At 52.6% G+C, this 3,437-nt stretch carries 3 protein-coding genes and 1 pseudogene; all 4 read right to left on the bottom strand.

The window, feature by feature from the left end; genetic code table 11:
* Nucleotides 1-337: 337 nt before the first annotated feature.
* A complete protein-coding gene (locus tag QZ280_RS03580) occupies nucleotides 338-1,264 on the bottom strand; it encodes a DMT family transporter (protein WP_293441171.1) in 927 nt (308 codons plus the stop codon).
* Between the two features lie 289 nt (nucleotides 1,265-1,553).
* Nucleotides 1,554-1,868, bottom strand: coding sequence for a 2Fe-2S iron-sulfur cluster-binding protein (locus QZ280_RS03575; protein WP_293441169.1), 315 nt, complete (start codon nucleotides 1,866-1,868; stop codon nucleotides 1,554-1,556).
* Nucleotides 1,869-1,879: 11 nt separating this feature from the next.
* Nucleotides 1,880-3,169, bottom strand: coding sequence for a glutamine synthetase family protein (locus QZ280_RS03570; protein WP_293441167.1), 1,290 nt, complete (start codon nucleotides 3,167-3,169; stop codon nucleotides 1,880-1,882).
* Between the two features lie 28 nt (nucleotides 3,170-3,197).
* Nucleotides 3,198-3,437, bottom strand: a pseudogene (locus QZ280_RS03565) (cytochrome P450); the annotation flags it as partial.

The following is a 3,437-nucleotide window of genomic DNA, read 5'->3' as shown; positions in this document are numbered from 1 at the left end:
CCGCAATAGCCCTCGCAGCAACCGTCATATTCTAGGCATGAGTCCTGACCCGAGGGGCAAGGCTTTTGATTGTGAGTGTTGTTAACGTCTTACTATTCACCTGATTCGCCATCTATAGCTGGAATTTAGCTGTGTATAAAAAGATGAATTATGTCATTTAATTAATTTTTTCAGTATATAATGAGATTTTCATTGGCGAGGTGATACATTCTGAAACAGCAATACATTACCCCTCTGACTGAACCAGCTAATACCATTTTCTACAGTTTGAAACTTGCAGATAAAACGGGTCCAAAATTCCGACACAATCATGCGCGTTTTGTTCGTTGGCCTGCTGCTATTGTGGGATCGTGCGCGCTGTGACCCGTTCACGGTGGATCATATAAAGCCCCGCTCCGATAATTATCACAATTCCTGTCAGGCTAAGCGTATTTGGAAAATCATTAAAAATGAGATAACCAAAAAAAGTAGCCACAGGCAGCTCAAAATACTGGAGCGGCGCCAAACTGGATGAAGGCGCCAGAGACAAAGCATAGGTCATCATCATATGGCTGATCGTCGCGAAGAACCCCGCGCCAATAAGCCAGAGCCAAGCAAGACCCACTGGCCAGATTGGGTCAAACAGGTCAGAGCCTGAGCCCTGCATCAAAAGCAAGATTGGAATGCAAAGCAAGCTGGCAATCAGACCTGTATGAAATTGCAGGCTCACAGGATGCATCTGCCGCGATAGGGTGCGGGTCACCAAAATGTAGAATGCGAAGGCAAGTGCTGTGCCAAGTGGAATGAACGCAACGGCGCCAAAGTTCGCAAAACTTGGTTGAATGACGAACAAGACACCAACAAATCCTACCAAAGCAGCCCCCACACGGCGCGGACCGACCTCCTCGCCGAGGTGAAACTTACCAACTAGTAGCACAATGAAAGGCGCGACAAAGACAATTGCTAACGCGTCAGCGAGCGGCATAACGCGGATCGCGGCGATAAAACAAAACGTCGCGAACAACAAAAGCAACGCGCGTGAGACCAAGGTTGGTACATGCGCGCGTGCCACCTTTAACGATAGCCCCATGATCCAAATGAAAGGTGCCATCAAAGCGCACTGAACCAGAAACCGCGCGGCTGTAATTTGCCCGACTGGTACAGTTGAGGAGGCGAGCTTGGCTGCAACGTCTAGCAAAGGTGCTGTAAAACAAAACCCAAGCATGAGCGCGACACCCGTAAGTACGCGATCTGGTGTTGGAGCAGGGGAGGGAGTGGTAATCATGACCGCATATAAGAAGGTCGTTAGACGCACGTCTAGTTGATTATAGGACCAAGGCGACGCCAACCGACAATCTCTTCGGGCTTGGGTCTCTTAATCGCCATCTCTGATCCTCCGCTTTCCTAACGATAGGGGCGGACCACTTCAAAGGGGGAGGCTCAGGGTTGTGACGGTTATAACTTTAGAAGCCGAAAGCGGACATTGGTGTCCCAAACAAATCTATGTCTCCAATTGGGGTACTTGTTTGATTGCGCTTAAATACCCGGTCTGGCTGAGCCTCTTATTGCGTACGTTAGAGGATCGGCACGATCAACTTCAGCCCGTCCAGCGACTCGTCTGCTATGATCTGGCAGGAAAGGCGGCTGGTGTTGGTGCGCTCAGCTTCGGTGGCATCGAGCATGGCGTCTTCGAAGTCCCCGACTTCGCCGGTTTTGGCTGCCCAATCTGCCTCGACAAAAACATGACAGGTCGCGCAAGAAAGATTACCGCCGCATTCTCCGACAACGCCTGTGATATGATTGGCGACAGCGGCTTCCATCATGTTGGTGCCAGAGGCGACATTGGCGGTTTTTGTAGAACTGTCTCGTAGGGTCCAAGTAACTTTCATGTTTGCTACTCCTAAATGTAATACATGTAGAAATCGCGCAGGGCCGTGTCATCTAAGGACTCGGTTTTTTCGACTTCTTGTTGTTTCATGAAGACGTGGTTGGCTGTCAGTTCTGCACCAACCGCGTCACACAGAGCTTTGTCAGCTTCCAGTGCGGCGATCGCACCAGCCAGATCGGTGGCTGTGCCTGCTGTTGCGTCGGTGCGCTCAAACCCGTCACCGGTTTCGATCGCAGGAAGTGGATGGTTGTGCGCAGTCCCGAGTAGAGCGGCCTGAAGAACGGCAGCTGTCGCAGTGTAGGGGTTTGAGGACGCGTCAGCCATGCGGTGTTCCATGCGTGCCTTAGCGCCGCCTTCGGTGCTGATGCGCGTTGTCACGTTGCGGTGGTCACCGCCCCAGTTTTTCCAGTAGCCAGACAAAGATGCAGGCGCGAGACGCTTGTAGGAGTTGGCCGTTGGTGCAATTAGCCCAGCCAACGCCCCGTGATGTTCAAGAAGTCCAGAAATACATCCCTTGGCGAGATCGTTGAGATGGTCAGGACCGCCGCCACATTCGCCCGCGACGGCGTTTCTGCCGCTGTTGTCCACGAACGAGAAGTTGATGTGCATGCCAGACCCACCGGAGTCTGCGATGGGCTTGGGCATGAAGGAAAGAATAACGCCACAGCCATAAGCCACTTCACGCGCCATTTGACGGAACAGCACGATATCATCGACCGCTTTGACAGCGTAATCAAACGTCAGCGTGTATTCAAACTGCGGCGTGTCGTATTCTGCAGTGATCATGTCGAGATGGAAGCCCAGTTTGTCGGCCATCTCCCAAATCTTGTCGTTGAAGCCCAGCGGGTCAGTGAAGGGACCCGTGCCATAAACTACCGCGCCGACACTGTTGTAAGGAACGAGATTACCGTCGTCGTCGTGAATAAAGGCATAGGCCTCAAGCTCGATTCCAACCTTTGGGCTCAAACCTTTGATTTCCCAAGCTGCCACGGCACGTTTCAGCGCGCCGCGCGGGCACAAGCCAAGCTTTTCTCCGGCATCATCATAGAGATCGCCGAGAACTATCTTGGTGTTCGGTTCCCAACCGTCGCGAATTTCGTCATGCTTCCAGCGCAATTCCATGTCCGGAAGGCCTTCCATCATCATCGCACCGGGGGCGGGCAGAAGATCGCGGTCATAATGCACGCCAAATGTGGACCGGCAGAACCGAGTTTCATCATCTTTGATTTTGGAGGCGGGCAGGTATTTGCCACGCATGATGCTCAGATGGTCGCAAAACATTGCTCTTAGTCGGTCGGCCATAGTGATCTCCTGGTTGGGTCATTTTTGATTATTTTAGGGTAACTCGGACTGGCAGGGACTTGATGCCGCCCACGAAGTTAGAGCGAAGGAAGGTGTGGGGCGCAGTGGCCTCGACCTTCGCGACGCGTTTTGACAGTTCCTGAAACAGGATGCGTACTTCTAGGCGGGCGAGCCACATGCCAAGGCAGACGTGTGGGCCGCCTTGGCCAAAGGACACGTGTTTGTTGGGCGTACGTGCAAGGTCAACGCGGAACGGGTCGTCAAAAAC

This window comes from Planktotalea sp. (genome assembly GCF_018607995.1).
GTDB lineage: Bacteria > Pseudomonadota > Alphaproteobacteria > Rhodobacterales > Rhodobacteraceae > Planktotalea.
This window is presented reverse-complemented; position numbering and strand designations above follow the sequence as displayed.